Source organism: Streptomyces sp. NPDC096311 (assembly GCF_044763085.1).
Taxonomy (GTDB): domain Bacteria; phylum Actinomycetota; class Actinomycetes; order Streptomycetales; family Streptomycetaceae; genus Streptomyces.
This window is the reverse complement of the sequence record NZ_JBIWFN010000015.1, coordinates 117,847-134,909: the sequence shown is the minus strand read 5'-3', so window position 1 is coordinate 134,909 and position 17,063 is coordinate 117,847. Positions and strand designations below refer to the sequence as shown.

16 protein-coding genes and 1 pseudogene are annotated in these 17,063 nt (G+C 71.0%); 10 read left to right on the top strand and 7 right to left on the bottom strand.

Annotated elements, in window-relative coordinates; all coding sequences use genetic code 11:
- Nucleotides 1-155 precede the first annotated feature (155 nt).
- The gene (locus ACIRA5_RS34060) at nucleotides 156-3,530 is read right to left on the bottom strand and encodes a pyruvate carboxylase (protein ID WP_403697489.1); all 3,375 of its coding nucleotides are present in this window, start codon (nucleotides 3,528-3,530) and stop codon (nucleotides 156-158) included.
- Between the two features lie 378 nt (nucleotides 3,531-3,908).
- Here ACIRA5_RS34060 and ACIRA5_RS34055 point away from each other — a divergent pair, with 378 nt between their 5' ends.
- The 4 genes from ACIRA5_RS34055 to ACIRA5_RS34040 all read left to right on the top strand — a co-directional run bounded on the left by ACIRA5_RS34055 (nucleotide 3,909) and on the right by ACIRA5_RS34040 (nucleotide 8,405).
- Nucleotides 3,909-4,382: a hypothetical protein gene (locus ACIRA5_RS34055; RefSeq protein ID WP_403697487.1), complete on the top strand. Its 474-nt coding sequence runs from the start codon at nucleotides 3,909-3,911 to the stop codon at nucleotides 4,380-4,382.
- Between the two features lie 224 nt (nucleotides 4,383-4,606).
- A complete protein-coding gene (locus tag ACIRA5_RS34050) occupies nucleotides 4,607-5,290 on the top strand; it encodes a carbonic anhydrase (protein ID WP_403697484.1) in 684 nt (227 codons plus the stop codon).
- A gap of 83 nt (nucleotides 5,291-5,373) precedes the next feature.
- The gene (locus ACIRA5_RS34045; protein WP_403697481.1) at nucleotides 5,374-5,946 is read left to right on the top strand and encodes a hypothetical protein; all 573 of its coding nucleotides are present in this window, start codon (nucleotides 5,374-5,376) and stop codon (nucleotides 5,944-5,946) included.
- Between the two features lie 161 nt (nucleotides 5,947-6,107).
- Nucleotides 6,108-8,405 (top strand): FUSC family protein, encoded by a 2,298-nt coding sequence (locus tag ACIRA5_RS34040; RefSeq protein WP_403697478.1) that lies wholly within the window; start codon nucleotides 6,108-6,110, stop codon nucleotides 8,403-8,405.
- Between the two features lie 19 nt (nucleotides 8,406-8,424).
- Here the strand turns inward: ACIRA5_RS34040 and ACIRA5_RS34035 are convergent, their stop codons facing one another.
- Together ACIRA5_RS34035 and ACIRA5_RS34030 are read right to left on the bottom strand one after the other, a co-directional pair.
- Nucleotides 8,425-8,964 carry a hypothetical protein gene (locus ACIRA5_RS34035; protein ID WP_403697476.1) on the bottom strand — a complete coding sequence of 180 codons (540 nt, stop codon included), beginning with the start codon at nucleotides 8,962-8,964 and terminating at the stop codon, nucleotides 8,425-8,427.
- 215 nt (nucleotides 8,965-9,179) lie between these two features.
- Nucleotides 9,180-9,740, bottom strand: a complete 561-nt coding sequence (locus ACIRA5_RS34030) for a MauE/DoxX family redox-associated membrane protein (protein ID WP_403697473.1) — start codon at nucleotides 9,738-9,740, stop codon at nucleotides 9,180-9,182.
- A 217-nt stretch (nucleotides 9,741-9,957) separates the two neighbouring features.
- Here ACIRA5_RS34030 and ACIRA5_RS34025 point away from each other — a divergent pair, with 217 nt between their 5' ends.
- The 5 genes and pseudogenes from ACIRA5_RS34025 to ACIRA5_RS34005 all read left to right on the top strand — a co-directional run.
- Nucleotides 9,958-10,125 (top strand): hypothetical protein, encoded by a 168-nt coding sequence (locus ACIRA5_RS34025; RefSeq protein ID WP_165853921.1) that lies wholly within the window; start codon nucleotides 9,958-9,960, stop codon nucleotides 10,123-10,125.
- A gap of 51 nt (nucleotides 10,126-10,176) precedes the next feature.
- A complete protein-coding gene (locus tag ACIRA5_RS34020; RefSeq protein WP_403697471.1) occupies nucleotides 10,177-10,347 on the top strand; it encodes a hypothetical protein in 171 nt (56 codons plus the stop codon).
- Nucleotides 10,347-12,233, top strand: coding sequence for an ABC transporter ATP-binding protein (locus ACIRA5_RS34015; RefSeq protein ID WP_403697468.1), 1,887 nt, complete (start codon nucleotides 10,347-10,349; stop codon nucleotides 12,231-12,233). The genes ACIRA5_RS34020 and ACIRA5_RS34015 overlap by 1 nt, the downstream gene beginning before the upstream one ends.
- A gap of 25 nt (nucleotides 12,234-12,258) precedes the next feature.
- Nucleotides 12,259-12,714, top strand: coding sequence for a S26 family signal peptidase (locus tag ACIRA5_RS34010; RefSeq protein WP_403697466.1), 456 nt, complete (start codon nucleotides 12,259-12,261; stop codon nucleotides 12,712-12,714).
- A gap of 36 nt (nucleotides 12,715-12,750) precedes the next feature.
- Nucleotides 12,751-13,032 (top strand): annotated as a pseudogene (locus tag ACIRA5_RS34005) (FAD-dependent monooxygenase); the annotation flags it as partial.
- A 158-nt stretch (nucleotides 13,033-13,190) separates the two neighbouring features.
- On the opposite strand, the gene ACIRA5_RS34000 reads toward ACIRA5_RS34005, so the two are convergent.
- On the bottom strand, nucleotides 13,191-13,535 hold the full coding sequence (locus tag ACIRA5_RS34000; protein ID WP_054235794.1) for a MerR family transcriptional regulator: 345 nt from the start codon (nucleotides 13,533-13,535) through the stop codon (nucleotides 13,191-13,193).
- 542 nt (nucleotides 13,536-14,077) lie between these two features.
- Between ACIRA5_RS34000 and ACIRA5_RS33995 the strand changes: the two genes are divergently transcribed.
- Entirely contained in the window at nucleotides 14,078-14,452 is a 375-nt protein-coding gene (locus tag ACIRA5_RS33995) for a hypothetical protein (protein WP_054235795.1), read from the top strand.
- Between the two features lie 125 nt (nucleotides 14,453-14,577).
- On the opposite strand, the gene ACIRA5_RS33990 is transcribed toward ACIRA5_RS33995, so the two are convergent.
- The 3 genes from ACIRA5_RS33990 to ACIRA5_RS33980 all read right to left on the bottom strand — a co-directional run bounded on the left by ACIRA5_RS33990 (nucleotide 14,578) and on the right by ACIRA5_RS33980 (nucleotide 16,883).
- On the bottom strand, nucleotides 14,578-14,907 hold the full coding sequence (locus ACIRA5_RS33990; RefSeq protein WP_403697462.1) for an SCO5918 family protein: 330 nt from the start codon (nucleotides 14,905-14,907) through the stop codon (nucleotides 14,578-14,580).
- Nucleotides 14,908-14,972: 65 nt separating this feature from the next.
- Nucleotides 14,973-15,293: a CBS domain-containing protein gene (locus tag ACIRA5_RS33985; RefSeq protein ID WP_403697461.1), complete on the bottom strand. Its 321-nt coding sequence runs from the start codon at nucleotides 15,291-15,293 to the stop codon at nucleotides 14,973-14,975.
- A gap of 45 nt (nucleotides 15,294-15,338) precedes the next feature.
- Nucleotides 15,339-16,883, bottom strand: a complete 1,545-nt coding sequence (locus tag ACIRA5_RS33980; protein WP_403697458.1) for a DEAD/DEAH box helicase — start codon at nucleotides 16,881-16,883, stop codon at nucleotides 15,339-15,341.
- Nucleotides 16,884-17,063 lie beyond the last annotated feature (180 nt).

Sequence of the window (17,063 nt, the reverse complement as noted above, 5' to 3'; positions counted from 1 at the left end):
GCGACGCCATAGCACCCCGCGCCGCGACGCCGTGGCACCCCGCACGCCGCCGGCCGCCCGCCTGTCGAAGTTCAGGCGGGCGGCCGGGTCGGTCCTGACGGTGCACGCGTGCTCTGCGCACGCGTGCCCTGCGCACGCGTGCCCTGCGACAAGCCTCAGCCGACCTCGATGAGCAGGTCGCCGCCTTCCACCTGCTGGATCCGGTTGATGGCCAGCCTGGCCACCCGGCCGGCCTTCGGGGCGGTGATGGAGGCTTCCATCTTCATCGCCTCGATGGTGGCTACGGTCGCACCGGCCTCCACCTCATCGCCCTCGGCGACCGCGAGCGTCACCACACCGGCGAACGGCGCCGCCACGTGCCCGGGGTTGGCCCGGTCGGCCTTCTCGGTCACCGGTACGTCGGAAGCCGCCGCGTTGTCACGGACCTGGATCGGCCGCAGTTGGCCGTTCAGGGAGGACATCACGGTGCGCATACCGCGTTCGTCCGCCTCGCCGATGGCCTGGAGCTCGATGAGGAGCCGCACGCCGGGCTCGAGGTCGACGGCGTATTCCTTGGCGGGGCGCAGACCGTAGAAGAAGTCCTTGCTGTCCAGCACGCTGGTGTCACCGTAGGCCTGGCGGCGGGTGTCGAAGTCGCGCGTCGGCCCGGGGAACAGCAGTCGGTTGAGGGTCGAACGCCGGGACTTCTCCAGGCCCGTACGGTCCTCGGCGCTCAGCTCCGGTACGGGCTTGCCCTCTGCGCGTCCTTGCAGCGCCTTGGTGCGGAAGGGCTCGGGCCAGCCGCCGGGCGGGGTGCCCAGTTCGCCGCGCAGGAAGCCGATCACGGAGTCGGGGATGTCGAACCTGTCCGGTGTCGCCTCGAAGTCCTCCGGCGCCACCCCGGCACCCACCAGGTGCAGGGCGAGGTCACCGACGACCTTGGAGGAGGGGGTGACCTTGACCAGGCGGCCCAGGATACGGTCCGCCGCCTCGTACATCGCCTCGATGTCCTCGAAGCGGTCGCCGAGGCCGAGGGCGACCGCCTGGGTGCGCAGGTTGGACAGCTGGCCGCCGGGGATCTCGTGGTGGTAGACGCGTCCGGTCGGCGAGGCCAGGCCCGCCTCGAAGGGCGCGTAGATCCTGCGGACGCTCTCCCAGTACGGCTCCAGGTCACCGACGGCCCCCAGGTCCAGGCCGGTGGGCCGGTCGGAGTGGTCGGTGGCGGCGACGATCGCCGACAGCGAAGGCTGGGAGGTGGTGCCCGCCATGGAGGCGACCGCGCCGTCCACCGCGTCGGCGCCGGCCTGGATCGCGGCGAGGTAGGTCGCGAGCTGACCGCCCGCGGTGTCGTGGGTGTGCAGGTGCACCGGCAGGTCGAACTCGCGGCGCAGCGCCGACACGAGCGTGGCCGCGGCGGGCGCCCGCAGCAGACCGGCCATGTCCTTGACGGCCAGGACGTGTGCGCCCGCCGCCACGATCTGCTCCGCGAGGCGGAGGTAGTAGTCCAGGGTGTACAGCCGCTCCGACGGGTCGGACAGGTCGGAGGTGTAGCAGAGGGCGACCTCGGCGATCGCCGTCCCGGTCTCCCGTACGGCGTCGATGGCCGGGCGCATCTGGCCGACGTCGTTGAGCGCGTCGAAGATACGGAAGATGTCGATGCCGGTGGCCGCGGCCTCCTGGACGAAGGCGTCGGTCACCTCGGTCGGGTAGGGCGTGTAGCCGACGGTGTTGCGGCCACGCAGCAGCATCTGGAGGCAGATGTTGGGCACGGCCTCGCGCAGGGCCGCCAGGCGTTCCCAGGGGTCCTCGGCGAGGAAGCGCAGGGCGACGTCGTAGGTGGCGCCGCCCCAGCATTCCAGGGACAGCAGCTCGGGCAGGGTCCGGGCCACGGCCGGGGCGACGGCGAGGAGGTCCTTGGTGCGTACCCGGGTGGCGAGCAGGGACTGGTGGGCGTCGCGGAAGGTGGTGTCGGTGACGCCGATGGTCGGCGACTCGCGCAGCTGCCGGGCGAAGCCTTCCGGACCGAGTTCGACGAGGCGCTGCCGGGAACCCGCGGGCGGCTCACCGGCGGGCAGCGGGGGCAGTTTGGTGACCGGGTCGATCAGCTCGGGCCGTTCGCCGTGCGGCTTGTTCACCGTGACGTCGGCGAGGTAGGTGAGCAGTTTGGTGCCGCGGTCGGCGGAGTGGCGGGCGGTGAGCAGGTGCGGCCGCTGTTCGATGAACGACGTCGTGACCCGCCCGGCCTGGAAGTCGGGGTCGTCCAGTACGGCTTGGAGGAACGGGATGTTCGTGGCGACGCCCCGGATGCGGAACTCGGCCACGGCACGCCGGGCGCGGCCGATCGCGGACTTGAAGTCCCGGCCCCGGCAGGTGAGCTTGACGAGCATCGAGTCGAAGTGCGCGCTGATCTCCGTACCCGCGTGGGTGGTGCCGCCGTCCAGGCGGATGCCCGAGCCGCCCGGCGAACGGTAGGCGCTGATCCGGCCGGTGTCCGGGCGGAAGCCGTTCGCCGGGTCCTCGGTGGTGATACGGCACTGGAGCGCGGCGCCGCGCAGGGTGACCGTCTCCTGGGAAAGCCCGAGATCCGCCAGCGACTCGCCCGAGGCGATGCGCAGCTGGGCCTGGACGAGGTCGACGTCGGTGACCTCCTCCGTCACCGTGTGCTCCACCTGGATGCGCGGGTTCATCTCGATGAAGACGTGGTTGCCGTCCCGGTCGAGGAGGAACTCCACGGTGCCCGCGTTGCGGTAGCCGATCTCGCGGGCGAACCGCACCGCGTCGGCGCAGATCCGGTCCCGCAGCGCCGGATCGAGGTTCGGCGCGGGCGCCAGCTCGATCACCTTCTGGTGGCGGCGCTGCAGCGAGCAGTCACGCTCGAACAGGTGGATGACGTTGCCCTGCCCGTCGGCGAGGATCTGCACCTCGATGTGGCGCGGATCGACGACGGCCTTCTCCAGGAAGACGGTCGGGTCCCCGAACGCCGACGTCGCCTCGCGGGAGGCCGCCTCGATGGACTCACGCAGTGTGGCCGGGTCCTCGACCCGCCGCATGCCGCGCCCTCCGCCGCCCGCGACGGCCTTGACGAACACGGGAAAGCCGACGTCCTCGGCGGCGCGGACCAGTTCGTCGACGTCGGTGGAGGGCGCCGAGGAGCCGAGGACCGGCACGCCGGCCGCCCGGGCGGCCGCCACGGCGCGGGCCTTGTTTCCCGTCAGCTCGAGAGTGGCGGCGTCCGGGCCGACGAACGTGATGCCCGCCTCCTCGCAGGCGCGTGCCAGTTCCGGGTTCTCGGACAGGAACCCGTAGCCCGGGTAGACGGCGTCCGCACCCGCCTTGCGTGCGGCACGGACGACCTCCTCCACGGAGAGATAGGCCCGCACCGGGTGCCCCGGCTCGCCGATCTCGTAGGCCTCGTCGGCCTTCAGCCGGTGCAGCGAGTTGCGGTCCTCGTGGGGGAAGACGGCCACGGTTCGCGCGCCCAGTTCATAGCCAGCGCGGAACGCGCGAATCGCAATCTCGCCGCGGTTGGCGACCAGCACCTTGCGGAACATCCTGGATCCCTTCGGCCTGCCGGTGACGAGGACCATGCTGTCGGTGACGCCCGCGTTATGCCATGTGAACCGGGCCACTCCCGTCCATGCCCCTCTCGGAACACCGTGCGGTCGGGGTGGGCCGTCCAGGGCGGACGTACGTCGTCGCCCGCACGGGTGGTTCCCGCCACCATCATGGTGCCCCGCGTGCCCCGACGGATGCGTACCTGCCGGCGTACGACGGGGGCTCGGGCGGCGTCCTGGTGCGCCATCGTCAAGAACCAACCGTCGGCCACGGTTGGCAGATTGTCGCCGTTGACCCGTATGTACGGCACATGACAGCGTCGGCCCTGCCCGGGCGGCAGGCCCCGGGCGCATCCGCGGAGGGGACCGATCAGCATGGGCGGCAGACGGGCCACGTACATGGTGGCGGCGGCCACAACAGCCGCGCTGCTTCTCGGAGTCTCGGGCACGGCGGCCTCGGCCGCCGCCGGGCCTGCCCCAGCCGCGACATCCCTGGCGGCCGTGCACGCCTTCGGCCAGAGCGACTTCTCCCCTGAGGAGGAGGCGCACCTGCGGGAGGTGGCCGCCTCCATCTGGAACGCCGACCTGGCCGCCGGCTGGAACATGAACCCCGACGTCGCCGACGTCCTCTCCCAGGCGACCGGCGAGATCCTCCGGTGCTCCGAGGCCTTCGCACTGGTACCCCGGCCGCCCGGCTTCCTCCCGGGCATCGGCTACCTGTTCAGCTACTGGAAGAACCTCAAGGACTACTTCCTCGTCGTGAAGGACAACCGGACCTATCGGGCCTGCGTGGTGACCGCGGCAGCGAACTACCGGTCGGCGATCGAGATGGCGTCGATGGGCATCTGACCGGCCGGCTGTGACGCTCCACCCCAGACCGTTCCGGGTCTCCGGGTGGTGGGCCATAGGTGGCGGAGTGGCCCGCGCCCGCGTGTGCCTCCCGTCCCGTTCCCCCGCCGCACCGCACAATCGCCCCTGGTCAAGACGTACGGAGACGTCTCGGTGGACTGAGGGCAGGGCTGATGGACAGAGCGGGACATCCCGATCGCAGAGTTCTTCTCGTCGGCGGTCTCATGGCCGCCACGGCCACGCTTGCGGGGTGTTCACCGACGAGCGCCGCCTCGTCGGCGACCAGCGCTCCGCCGGAACCGCCGCCGACCACGCCCGCCGCGGCGTTCACCAGACTGATGGAGGGCAACGAGCGCTGGGTGAGCGGCGATCTTCGACATCCCGACCGCGATCCGGACCGACGCCAGTTCGTGGCCGAGAAGCAGGAGCCCTTCGGGGCGATCCTGTCCTGCATCGACTCCCGCGTACCGCCCGAACTCCTCTTCGACACCGGGCTGGGTGACCTGTACGTGATGCGCACGGGCGGGGAGGCCATCGGTCCGGTGGTCACGGGTTCCGTGGAGTACGGACCCATGACGAGCGGCACTCCGCTCATCGTGGTGCTCGGGCATCAACGCTGCGGCGCCATCGAGGCGGCGTACAAGTCCATCCGTGACGGCAAACCACTGCCGGGCAATCTGGAGGCGATCGCCAAGGCCCTGCGTCCGGCGTACGAGCAGGCGGCCCGTGAGGGCCGTGCCGACCCGGTGGACTCCATGGCCCGTGCGCAGGTCACGCTGACCGCCGCCGACCTGCGCTCCAATCAGGACCTGGCCCCCCTCGTGAAGAAGGGTGCCCTCGCCGTGGTCGGCGCCTACTACTCGCTCGACACCGGCAAGGTGGAAGTCCTGGCCGGAGCGCCCGCCTGACCGGTCCGAGCCGCTGGCGGAGGGCACGGCCCGCATGACAGGGTCAGCCTGATCGGACACAGGCGGGCGACGAGGATGAGTTCATGGATGCACAGACGTGGGACGCGCTGGTGGAGTCGATGAAGAGCGCGTACGCCGCGGGGCTCGCCGAGGGTGCCGTGCCACGGCCGGTCATCATGCCGCTGGTGCGCGGCGAGTTGGTCGGCCTGATCTGGGTGCGGCCGACCGAGCCCGGCAAGGACGCGCTCACCGGCATCGCCGAGCTCGCGAACATCGCCGCGGCGGCCGGCGCCGACGAGGTCGTTCTCGCGTGGGAGACCCACGACGTGGCCACCGCCTGCCAGTTGCCGGTCACCGGCCCGGTGCCGTGTCTGAACATGGTGCACGCCACGAAGGACGGCCATGTGCTGCACCAGTTCCCCTACACCGAACAGCCCGCGGCCCACACCCCCGAGGGCCGAGGCTCGGCCGAGCCCGCATGGCAGCCCGCCGTCGAGCCACAGCCGGGCGGCGAGTTGGTCCTTCCCGTCCAGGCCGCGGTCAACTACTCCTTCATCCCGCTCGAACTGGACCATCCCTCTCCGTTCGGCGTCACCGTCGTCCTCATGGAAGAAGACGGCTACCACGTCCGCCTCAACGAGGCGTTCGCCGGCTGACCGCGACCTCGGCAGGACGGTGACCTCCGCACCATCGGCCCGGTGCGGGCACGCCCTGCCTGGGTGGATCATGAGCAGAGATCGTGTACGGGTGACATCGCTTCGGAAGTGACGTCACACTCGGTGGGGCGTAGACCTGTCGACAGGAGGTGGCCGGACACGTGCGGACATCCAGTCGAATCCGTCCCGGGTCGGTCGCGTCGTGGCTGCGCGACCGCGATCCCGAGCTGGCGGCGACCCGGCGTGCCGGGCGGACGGCGCTCGTCATGCCCACGCTGTTCGCCCTGTGCAGCCAGGTCATCGGGTCACCGACGATGGCGACGTTCGCCGCGTTCGGTGCGTTCTCGATGCTGCTGTTCGTGGATTTCACCGGTCCGATGGTGCAGCGGCTACGCGCCCATCTCGGCCTCGCGGTGGCCTGGGCCGTCCTGATCTGTCTGGGTACGCTCGTGGCCGACAAGACCTGGCTCGCGGTCACCGCCATGGTCGTCATCGGTTTCCTGGTGCTGTTCTCCGGAGTGGTCAGCTCCGTCCTCGCGGGCGCCTCGACGGCACTGTTGCTGGCCTTCATCCTCCCGGTGACCTCGCCCGTCCCGTTCGCGGAGCTTCCCGCCCGGCTCGCGGGAGCGGGCCTCGCGGCAGCCGCCGCCATGCTCGCGGTCACCCTGCTGTGGCCCCGTCCCAGCGGGGACCCCCTCAGCGCACCCGCCGCCCGGGTCTGCCGTGCGGCCGCCGAGCAACTGCGTACCGACGCGTCCCTCCTCGCGGGCGGGCCCGCCGCGCCGAGCAGTGGTCAGTGCCGTACCAGAGCCGTCGAGGCCGCCGCGGCGGCGGCCGAACTGCGCACCGTCTTCGACGCCACCCCGTACCGCCCCACCGGCCTGTCCACCAGCTCGCGCGCCCTCGTCCGGCTGGTCGACGAACTGACCTGGCTCAGCAGCATCCTCGCCGACAGCGCGCCCCCGCTCGACGGTCGACCGGCCTGCGACATCGACGCCCGGTCCGTACGCCGGGCCGCCGCGGCCGTACTCGACGAGGTGGCCGCGCTGCTCGACGCCCCGCGCCACTCACCGGACGAGCTGCACGCAGCCTCGGAGACGCTGCGCAAGGCCATGGCCGACATGGAGCGCAACGCCACCACCCGGCTGCCCGTGCGCCAGGGCGGCGCGGGCACACCCTCGCAGGTGCACCCCGTCATCGGAGCGCTGGACCTTTCGTTCCGCGCGCAGGAGCTGGGTTTCGCGACACTGCAGATCGCGGACAACGTGGCCCTGGCGGCCGCCGCCGAACGCCGCAGCTGGTTCGAAAGCCTGCTGGGCCGCGAGCCCGACGCCGTTACCCGACCGCTGGCGGCGGCGCGTGAGCGAGCCGCCGCCCACCTTCAGCCGGGGTCCGTCTGGCTGCACAACAGCCTGCGCGGAGCGCTCGGCCTCGGCATCGCGGTCGGCCTCGCCAACGTGACCAGCGTCCAGCACTCGTTCTGGGTGCTCCTGGGAACCCTGTCCGTGCTGCGCTCGAACGCCCTCAACACCGGGCAGAACGCGGTCCGCGCCCTGGGCGGCACCCTCGCGGGTTCGATCATCGGCACCGGGCTGCTGCAACTGATCGGCCACCACGGCACGGCGCTCTGGTTCCTGCTGCCCCTCGCCGTGTTCCTCGCCGGCATCGCCCCCGCCGCCATCTCCTTCGCCGCCGGTCAGGCGTCCTTCACCATCACCCTCGTCATCCTGTTCAACATCGGCCAGGACCCCGACTGGCACATCGTGCTGCTGCGGATCCAGGACATCGCCATCGGCTGCGCGGTGAGCGTACTGGTGGGCCTGTTCTTCTGGCCTCGGGGCGCCGCGGCGGCCGTCGACCGGGCGCTCGCCGAGGCGTACACGGACAGCGCCCGGTATCTGGCGGGCGCCGTGCGGTACGCCATCGGCCACTGCGGCACCGCCCCCGCGCCCGCGTCTGCCGAGGTCGCGCTGCGGGAGGGCGTCGAAGCAGCCGCGGCCGCGCGCAGGCTCGACGACGCGTTCCGCAGCTATCTGGCCGAGCGCGGTGCCAAACAGGTACCCCTGGCCGACATGACCACCCTGGTGACCGGCATCGTGGGGCTGCGCCTCGCGGCGGACGCGGTCCTGGGTCTGTGGCGGCGCCACGGCGAACCGGGCAGCGAGCCGAACCGGGCGGAAGCGGGCCTCGTCCTGCTGAGCGCCGCCGGCCAGATCTCCGGCTGGTACCGGGATCTGGCCGCCGGTCTCGGGCACCACGCCTCCGTCCGGGATCCGTTGCCGCGCAACCCCGCGGCCGAGGAACAGCTGGTCGAATCCCTCCGCCGCGACCTCAGCGACGAGCACGGGCAGGCGACGGACACGGCCGTCCGCATCATCTGGACCGCCGACCACCTCGACGCCGCCCGCCGGCTCCAGCCGAGCCTGGTCACCGCGGCGAGGCCCGTCGGTCCGTCCTGACCCGGGGCGGTCCCCGGGGTCAGACCGCAGCTTTCGAGGGCGACGGCAGGCGGCCGGGGTCGAAGGCGGTGGCGCTGAGGGTGCCGTCGACGGTGATCAGGCCGAAGACCGGGTACCCGGTGATGTCGAAGGCCTCGCCGAGCGGCCCGTCGCCCGGCTCGACCACGACGTGGGCGACCTCGGACAACGCCGCCACCTGCTCGCGGGCTTCGTCGTCGGTGCCGTGCACGACGGCGAGGACGCTGCGACCGGTCGCGCGGGCCGTGGTGCGCGCCTGCTCCGCGAAGAGCGGCAGCCGCTCCTTACAGGCCCGGCAGTCGGGCGAGAAGAAGCCCAGCATGGTCTCGCCGAGGCCCTCGCGGGTGATCCGCTCACCGGCGGTGGTGACGGCGGAGAAGCCGGGCACGGCGGAACCGGCCGGGATGATCAGGCCGTCCGCCACCCGGTCGGCCTTCTCGTCGGCCTGAGCGCGGAGTTTACGTATGACGCCGAAGGTGAGCAGCAGGTTCAGCAGACAGAGCACGGCGATGAGGACGACGGCGGTGACCAGAAAGGGCATGGGTGACTCCGGGGTCTCGTGTCATCGTGGGGCGGGGTGTCCGCCCATCGGATCGCGGGATGCGGCGGCGCGACGCCGCACGGGGTGCCGCGCGCCGTGGTGCGGCGGCGGCTGCGACGGGTGCGTCGCGGTGGCCGCCACGGTGGTGCGTGAACATCAACCACCCGAAGGACATCGGGAGGGTTGTCGCCTACCGGGCCGCCTGCCCGGGTCGCCTACGGGGCTGATCCGCGGACGCGTCCCGAGGTGCGTGGGGCGCCGTCGTCGAACAGCGTGCCCAGCTCGTCCGTGAAGATCACGAGCAGGGCGCCCACCAGCGCGCCGAACGCCGCGATCAGCACGCCCGCCGCCTGGGTCGGCGCCGGTGTCCCCGCGAGGGCGGCGGCCAGGCCGAACGCGGCCAGGGCGAGCAGCACGGTGTTCCGCACCAGGTGGCGGCGGCCGATCGGCGCGGTGGAAGCGCCGAAGCAGGCGCAGGACGCCTTGGTTCCGCTGCGGAGCGTACGGACGATTCCGGTGGTGAACGCGGCGAGCAACAGCAGGGTCAGGACGAAGCCGGGCGCGCCGCCGGGCCCCAGGGCGAGCAGCACCACCGCGGCGCACTCCCCCACGACCACGGCCACCGCCGCGAGGCGGCTCAGGCGGGCCGGAACGCCCATGGAACGGGCGGATGCCTCGAAGCCGCGGAAGGCCGCGGCGCCTCGTAGTTTTCCGGTCGCGGATGCCGCGAACACGATGCCGACGAGGAGTCTGACGGCAAGCAGGGCATAGGCCACGAGCAGCTCTCACCTCCCGGGACGACTGGACCAGAGGCAATGTAGCCCCAAGTCGACATGAGCAACAGTGGCCACTTTCACCCAGATCTTCCCAGGCGAAACTGGAAGCAATCAGTCAACTTCCGCACTCTTGCGCTCAATTGGCATCGCAACATAACTTCTGCTCCGGCCGGACCTTACCCCTGGTCCGGTCTTCACCCTACGAGGGAGGTCCGTGATGACCCGTGTGATCGGCACGATGGGCGACAAGTTGCTGGGCATGCTGCTGAAGGAGGACCGGGCCGGCGCCTGTGTCCCGGAGCACGGCACTTTCTGCAAGTGCACGAACCACGTCCGGTACGTCTTCAGCTGCAACGGCCCCTGTGTGAAGTCCGGCACCTGCTGACCCAGCCCCATCCCATCCCGTCACATCACGTCGCACGACCAGGAGGTAGTCATGAGGCGAATGAGCGGCACGATGGGCGACCGGCTGCTGCGGCTCGTACTCGACGAGCAGCGCGCGGGGGCGTGCGTCCCCGAGGTGGGTCAGCTCTGTTACTGCAAGGGCGGTCACCAGTACCGATTCGCCTGTAACGGCGTGTGCACCAAGCGCAGCAACACCTGCTGATGACGCACTCCGACCCACCTGCCGGTTCCCCGGAGGCCGCTTCGCCTCCGGGGAACCGGCTGCGGGCCCGCGCCGCGTGGGCGGCGGTCGCCCTCCAGTTCCGCGCCACACCCGTCGGCGCCTCCCTGCTGTTCGGGGTGACCGTGGGAGTCGGCGTGACGCCGGCCGCCGCCGCCTGGCTCGCCAAGCTGCTCTTCGACGAACTCGGCCGCGGTGCGCACGCCGACGCGCGGCACGCCGTCAGCCTCGGCGTCGCCACGGCCGCGCTGGGCGCCCTTTCCGCCGTCCTTCTTCAACTTGCCGCATATCTGGATGAGTTGGTGCGCAGACGGCTTGTCGTCGAAGTCGAACGGACCCTGTTCGCCAAGGTCGACGAGTTCCGGGGACTGCGGCGGTTCGAGGATCCCGCGTTCCACGACCGGCTGCGGCTCGCCCAGCAGGCCTCGGAGGACGCGCCGCACAACGTCACCATGTTCACCCAGGAGGCCGTGCGATCGGTGGCCGCGCTCAGCGGCTTCACAGGCGCCCTGCTCGCCGTCTGGCCCCCGATGGTGGGCCTTTTGTTCCTGGTCGGCGCCGCCGCACTGCTGGCCCGGCTGTCGCTCGCCCGCCGCCAGGTGGTGGTCTGGGAGCTGACCTCCGCCCGGCTGCGCCGCCATCTCTTCTACCGCTCGCTCCTGACCGACCCCCGCGCCGCCAAGGAGATCAGGCTGTTCGGCCTCGGCGGCTTCCTGCACGGCCGGCTGATCCGCGCACTGAACGACGCCACCGAGGCCGAACTCGCGGTGGCGCGGCGTGGCGCACTCGTGCAGTCGGCTTTCGCCGCGCTCAACGCCCTGGTCGCCGGGCTCGGTACGGTCGTGGTGGTCGCGGGCGCGGCCCACGGCAGATTCACGATCGGTGATGTGACGCTGTTCATCGCCGCCGCCGCGGGAGTGCAGGGGGCGTTCACCGGGATCGTGCTCCAGGCCGGATCGGCCGCGGAGGGCGTACGGCTCTTCGGCCACTATCTCGACCTGCTCGACACCCCCGACGACCTGCCCCGGGGCGAGGCCCCCGCACCGGCCCTCACCGGACGAATCGAACTGCGCGACGTCTGGTTCCGCTACGACACCTCCGGCCCCTGGGTGCTGTGCGGGGTGAACCTGACCGTCCCGGCGGGCACCGCGATGGGCCTGGTGGGCCGCAACGGCGCCGGCAAGAGCACCCTCATCAAGCTGCTCTGCCGGTTCTACGACCCCGAACGCGGCGCGATCCTCTGGAACGGCACCGACATCCGGACCATGGACGTGGCCGAGCTCCGCCGCCGGATCGGCGTCACGTTCCAGGACTACATGACGTACGACCTCTCGGCGGCCGAGAACATCGGCATCGGCGACCTGCCGTACCGCGAGGACCTGGAGCGCATCCGCGACAGCGCGCGGCTCGCCGGCATCGACGCGACCCTGCGCGGCCTTCCCGACGGGTACGAGACCCAGCTCAGCCGGGTCCACCTCGACGAGGAGGACGGCACCCCCGGGGTCACCCTTTCCGGCGGCCAGTGGCAACGGGTGGCGCTGGCCCGCTCGTTGATGCGCGGCGACGCCGATCTGCTGATCCTGGACGAACCCAGCTCGGGCCTGGACCCGGAGGCCGAGCACGAGGTGCACCGCACGCTCAGTCGCCACCGCAGGGGACGGACCGCGCTGTTGGTCTCACACCGGCTCGGCGCGCTGCGCGAGGCGGACGCGATCGCCGTGCTGGTGGACGGCCGGATCGCCGAACTCGGCTCCCACGACGAGCTGATGGCCCTGGGCGGCGGGCACTACGCCCGGCTGTTCGGCCTCCAAGCCGCTGGCTACGCCGAGCGCGGCGACCGGGGCAGGACCACGGAGGCGGCCACATGAGCCGCCCGGAACGGAAGGCTGCCACATGACGGGTGCGGGGCGGACGACGGTGGCGTGGGCAGCGGGCGCGGGCATGCTGCTCCTGTCCGTACGCGTACTGCGTTCACGCCTCACCCTCATCAGGGTCACCGGGTCGAGCATGACCCCGGCCTTCGCGGACGGCGACCGGCTGCTGGTCCGCCGCACCACGCGCGTGCGGCGCGGCGACGCGGTGGTCTTCCGCAACCCCGTCCCGTTCGGCGACGGCAGCGACGCGCTCACCTGGCTGGTCAAGCGGGTCTCCGCCCTGCCCGGCGATGCCGTGCCGCCCGACGTACGCGAGACCGTCGGGGCCCCGGACGGCGGACTGGTGCCGCCCGGTTCCCTGATCGTCCGGGGCGACGCCGCCCGCACGCAGGACTCCCGCCACTTCGGTTACGTCCCCCAGGCGTCCCTGCTGGGCGTGGTACTCACCCGCCCGACTCCCCTCGACCGCTCCTGAACCCACTGCTCACGGCGGCGTCCGCTCGGCACGACCGGCGGACAGGGCCTGAACACGAGCGTCCAAGATGCCTGGAACCTCGGCTGGAAACCTGCCGCCGTGCTCGACGGCGCCCCGAAATCGTTGCTGGCGACTTACGAACTTGTTCAGCTCTCGCGCCAGGTCCAGCGCGACCTGCGCAGCGTCCGCCTGCAAGGGGAGACCACCGCGATCGTCGCCCGCTCGAACTGCACCGAGCTCGCGGTCCAGAGCATCACCCGGTTGGCGGCCAACCTCCACTCCGACCCCAGCGACCGAAACGGCCGGAGCGACCAGTAGCTCCTTGGCCGCCCCGGCGCGGACGAGGCAAATGCCCCATACGGGTGATCCTCCACACGCCGCGTCAACTCCATTGCGCTGTGCCGCCCACCACGGAGCACGACCGTGACCCCGTAGAGGCGCTCACGGTGGGGCGTGCGTGGTGGGGCCGTACGCGCTCAGCCCGAACTGGAAGTGTCGGACACCTCGTTCGCGGCGCGACGGTACTCGGCGTTGATGCGCTGCGCTTCCTCGAGCTGGTCCTCAAGGATGACGATGCGGCAAGCGGCCTCGACCGGGGTCCCCCTGTCGACGAGCTCGCGGGCGCGGGCGGCGATCCGGAGTTGGTAGCGGGAGTACCTCCGGTGCCCACCCTCCGAGCGCAGCGGAGTGATCAGGCGGGCTTCCCCGATGGCCCGGAGGAAGCCCGGAGTCGTCCCGAGCATCTCGGCGGCCCGGCCCATCGTGTACGCGGGGTAGTCGTCGTCGTCCAGGCGACCACTCAGTGGAGTATCTGCTGTCATTTCACCTCTTTGTGCAACGCGTCGAGGGGCCCCGATGCCGTACGGCACCAGGGCCCCGAAGGAAATTGAACACCATCTGTCGGCACTACTGCTCTGCCGACCTCTTGTTTCCGCTACCTGGCCCCTGTGAGGGGGCGGGAATGCGGGGTTCGCGGATGCTTGACCGGGGACCACCTTCCATTCCGGGGTCTTGCGGCACCCGACCTCGTGGATGTCGGCCGGGTGATCCCGATGGCGTCGGCTCCTTCCGTACCTCCGCTGAAATCAACTCACTTGCCAGGTGGCGCGGCCGCGGTCTCGTCACCGCCCTACGGACAGCTCGGCTTCGAGACTCCTCAGCCACCCCGACCTGCGAACTTCTGCACTACGAGAGAAACACTAATCACGCAACAGCCCAATGTCTACTCTGTCAAACATAGATTTTAGGTTGCCCAGGACATCGACATTCTCCGCCGAGCGGGCCATATGGGCAGGTGGCAGTGGGGGCGCGGCCGTCGGCCGACTCCAGCGCCCGGATCGCGCACCGAATAGAATCGGCTTTCATGTCGAACCCTGACGAGCTGCTCGTGGATCTCTGCGCCCTGGTGGAGTCCGAGCAGAGCAATCAGATGTCATTGACCGTGGTGGTCGGCGGTGCCGTCATCACCGGGCGGCTGGCTCCCGAAGGCGTATGGAGGGAGCGCGTGTCGGAGGTCCTGAAGGACTCGGACCGTCTGGGCCCCTTCTCCGACGTCTTCTCCGCCGACCGGACAGTGGGCCGGCCCGAACCCGGCGGGGCCCCCACACATCTGCACTTCCACCTCGCCCGCATCCTGCAGGGCAGCGTCGGAATTCCCGAGACGGGCGGAATGTACCGCGTCGCGATCAAGGATGTCAGCGCCTGGACGGTGGGCGACTTCAGCTACTCCGACCAGTGAGGCACCGCACCCGGACCGCGCCGGTCGGCCGGGAGCCGTCGGCCGGACAGTGACACGCGAGGGGGCCCTGCCGACGCGCGTCGGCAGGGCCCCCTCGCTGTCCTGGTGTCAGCTTCCGCCGGTTCTCACCGTCCCAGCGGCGCGGGGCTGCCGAGCAGCGCCGACGCGGTCTGCAACGGCGTAAGGGCCTGGACGGCGGTCGCGGACTCACGGGTGGGCTCATGGGTGCCGCGGCGGGTGAAGCCGAGGCGCGTCATGGCCCGGGTGACTTCCCCGCTGGTGAAGTCACGGGGGTCCTGCCGGGTGATGACCACGCCCACTTGCTTGGCGGGGTAGTGGCGGCGACCGATGAGCACGGACTCCCCCGTGATGGGCTCCGGCTTGACGCCCTTCATGGAGGCAAGTACCCCGCTCTTGGTGAGGTCGAAGGGGAACCGGGCGATGACGCAGCGCATGATGCCTCGCAGGGAAGGGAGAAGGGAGAGGGATGAACGGGGTTGATGCCGAACGGTGAGCCGGATCAGAGGGAGACGGTGAGGGCGAGGGCACCCGGGCCGCGGCCGTGCGGTCCGCCGGCGGCGAGGACGTCCCGTACGCGGATCCGGTCCGTATAGGCGGGGCTGTCACGGACCGCGGCGAGTTGGGCCCGCGTGACCGAGCCGGTGCAGTGTTCGTCCTGGTCGCAAAGGAGCAGGTACTCGACCCGGGCACTGGCCATGAGGAAGAGGGCCACCTCGACGGTCATGTCGTCACCGACCCTCGGTCCGGATGTGTCCAGGGCGTCGCACACGGTCGTGGGAACGGAACCGACCAGGCGTTGCTGCGTCTGAGCCAGCGTCAAAGGGGTCCTCCTGGATGGGGGGTGGGATTTCCGATCACGAAGGTTCTAGGCCGCCGCTGTGACCGCGGACGACCGCCGCGGCGTACGGCGTGCCGCCTCGCCGGTGGATCGGCCCTCGCCGGTGGATCGTCCCTGGCCGGTACGGCCGCGCCGGCCCCGGGACGGGGAAGAGGAGCCGCGCCGAGGACGCTCCACGACCGGCGCGGTGATGGTGACCGCGATCCCCGAGGGGGCCTGGGCACCGGTGATGCGGCTCAACTCGGCTTCACCCGAGCGCACTTGGGTGGTCTGGGGAGTGATGCCGGCGGCAGTCATCAGTCGGCTCATGTCGCGTCGCTGCTGAGGCGTCACCAGGGTGACGACGCTGCCGGACTCGCCGGCGCGGGCCGTGCGGCCGCCCCGGTGCAGATAGTCCTTGGGGTCGCTGGGCGGGTCCACGTTCACGACCAGGTCGAGGTTGTCGACGTGGATCCCGCGCGCCGCGACATTGGTCGCCACCAGCACCGTCACATGCCCGGTCTTGAACTGGGCCAGGGTCCGTGTGCGCTGCGGCTGGGACTTGCCTCCGTGCAGGGCCGCGGCACGGACGCCGCTGTTCAGCAGGTGCTCGGTCAGCCGGTCCACCGCGTGCTTGGTGTCCAGGAACATGATCACCCGGCCCTCGCGTGCCGCGATCTCGGTGGTCGTCCGCTGCTTGTCCGCGCCGTGCACGTGCAGTACGTGGTGCTCCATGGTGGTGACCGCGCCCGCGGACGGGTCGACGGAGTGGACCACCGGGTCGGTCAGGTAGCGGCGGACCAGGAGGTCGACGTTGCGGTCCAAGGTGGCCGAGAACAGCATCCGCTGCCCCTCGGGACGCACCTGGTCGAGCAGCGCGGTGACCTGGGGCATGAAGCCCATGTCGGCCATCTGGTCGGCCTCGTCGAGGACGGTGATGGCGACCTGGTCCAGACTGCATTCGCCGCGGTCGATGAGGTCCTTGAGCCGGCCCGGCGTCGCCACGACGACCTCGGCCCCGCCGCGCAGCGCACTGGCCTGCCTGCCGATCGGCATCCCACCGACCACCGTGGCCAGACGCAGTCGCACGGAACGGGCGTACGGAATGAGAGCGTCGGTGACCTGCTGGGCCAGCTCTCGGGTGGGTACGAGGACCAGGGCCAGCGGCAGCCGCGGCTCGGCGCGCCGACCGGCCGTACGGGCCAGCAGGGCGAGACCGAAGGCGAGGGTCTTGCCGGAGCCGGTGCGGCCACGGCCGAGTACGTCACGGCCCGCGACGGAGTTCGGCAGGGTCGCCGCCTGGATCGGGAACGGTACGGTCACGCCTGCGCGGCCGAGCTCGGCCAGCAACGGCGTCGGCAGGGCGAGATCGGCGAACGCCTCGACGGCGGGCAGCGCGGGGGTGATCGTCGTCGGCAGCGCGAACTCACCTTGCGGCATGGCCTGTTGACGTCCGTAACCCTTCGCACGGCTGGGAGCACCGGAGCGGCTGGAGGACCCGGATCCGAAGCGGCTGCCGCCCCTTTGGGAACCTGAATTTCCGGCGCGGGTTCGGGTACGGGCAAAACGATCATTTGTACGCGTGCGGTTCATGTGGAACCTTCCTTGATGTGGCGCGTATCAAGGAATTCCCGCAGCGAATGAACAGCGCAGAGAATCGCAAGAACGAGCCGAAAATGATGCGGAGCCGAATCGGTCGGTCAGATCGGATCGGTCAGATCGTTCGGATCAGTCGGATCGGCAGGTAATGCTCTCGGAATACGCCGACGAAGA